The following is a 1708-nucleotide window of genomic DNA, read 5'->3' as shown; positions in this document are numbered from 1 at the left end:
GACCCGGCTTCCTCAACATCACGGTCACCGACCGGGCGATCGTCGAGACCCTGGCGGCCCGCGCCGCCGACGCGCGCCTCGGCGTGCCGCTCTCGCCGACCGCGGGCACCACGGTCATCGACTACGCGCAGCCGAACGTGGCCAAGGAGATGCACGTCGGCCACCTGCGCTCCGCCGTGATCGGCGCCGCGATGGTCGAGATCCTGGAGTTCACCGGCGAGAGCGTGGTGCGGCGCCACCACATCGGCGACTGGGGCACCCAGTTCGGCATGCTCATCCAGTACCTGATCGAGCACCCGCACGAGCTGGACCACGGCCCGCGCGAGGAGGTCTCGGGCGAAGAGGCGATGTCGAACCTCAACCGCCTCTACAAGGCCTCGCGCGCGCTCTTCGACTCCGACGAGGAGTTCAAGACCCGCGCCCGCGCCCGGGTCGTCGACCTCCAGGCGGGCGAGGAGCAGACCCTCGCGCTGTGGCAGCGCTTCGTCGACGAGTCGAAGATCTACTTCTACTCCGTCTTCAACAAGCTGGACATGGACATCCGCGACGCCGACGTCGTCGGCGAGTCGGGCTACAACGACATGCTGGTGGAGACCTGCCGCCTGCTGGAGGAGTCGGGCGTCGCCGTCCGCTCCAACGGCGCGCTGTGCGTGTTCTTCGAGGACGTCAAGGGCCCGGACGGCAACCCGACCCCGCTGATCGTCCAGAAGACCGACGGCGGCTTCGGCTACGCCGCGACCGACCTGTCCGCGATCCGCGACCGCGTCGGCAACCTCAAGGCCTCGACCCTCCTGTACGTCGTGGACGCCCGCCAGTCCCTGCACTTCAAGATGGTCTTCGAGACGGCCCGCCGCGCGGGCTGGCTGAACGAGGACACCAAGGCCGTCCAGCTCGCCTTCGGCACCGTCCTCGGCAAGGACGGCAAGCCGTTCAAGACCCGCGAGGGCGAGACGGTCCGGCTGGTGGACCTCCTGGACGAGGCCGTTGAGCGGGCTACGGCGGTGGTGCGCGAGAAGGCCGAGAAGGTCGGCCTGACCGAGGCCGAGATCGTAGAGAACGGTCAGCACGTCGGCATCGGCGCGGTGAAGTACGCGGACCTCTCCACCTCCGCCGCGCGCGACTACAAGTTCGACCTGGACCAGATGGTCTCGCTGAACGGCGACACCTCGGTCTACCTCCAGTACGCGTACGCCCGCATCCGCTCCATCCTGCGCAAGGCGGGCGACCGCAGCCCCCTCGCGCACCCGGAGCTGGAGCTGGCCCCGGCCGAGCGCGCGCTGGGCCTGCACCTGGACACGTTCGGCGAACTGATCGAGGAGGCGGCGAAGGAGTACGCACCGCACAAGCTGGCGGCGTACCTCTACCAGCTGTCCTCGCTCTTCACCACGTTCTACGACCAGTGCCCGGTCATCAAGCCGGAGCCGGAACTCGCCGTAGGCGAGAACCGCCTCTTCCTGGCCGACCTCACCGCCCGCACCCTCTCCAAGGGCATGTCACTCCTGGGCATCAGGACGCCCGAGAAGCTCTGATCTCCCGCGGGGCGCGGCTGCGCCGTAAGGCGCGGCTTCGCCGCGAGGGGCTCGGGCTTCGAGCCTCCGGGGTCGGGGTGGTTCCGGGGGCTGCCCGTCAGTTCAACTGTCTTCCCGTGCCGGGGCGTCCCGTCAAGAGCGCTCCTTCGTCGCGTCGCTTCGCGATGGCCTGCGGCCAC

Annotated in this window: 1 protein-coding gene; it reads left to right on the top strand. The window is 69.3% G+C overall.

What is annotated here, in order from left to right:
* A partial coding sequence (argS, locus tag ABZY31_RS31200; protein WP_356417054.1) for an arginine--tRNA ligase occupies positions 1 to 1529 on the top strand: 1529 nt, incomplete at its 5' end.
* Positions 1530 to 1708: the final 179 nt, after the last annotated feature.

This window comes from Streptomyces sp. NPDC006529 (genome assembly GCF_040611795.1).
In the GTDB taxonomy this organism is placed as follows: Bacteria; Actinomycetota; Actinomycetes; order Streptomycetales; family Streptomycetaceae; genus Streptomyces.
Note: the sequence above shows the minus strand (reverse complement) of the source record. Positions and strands in the feature narration are given on the sequence as shown.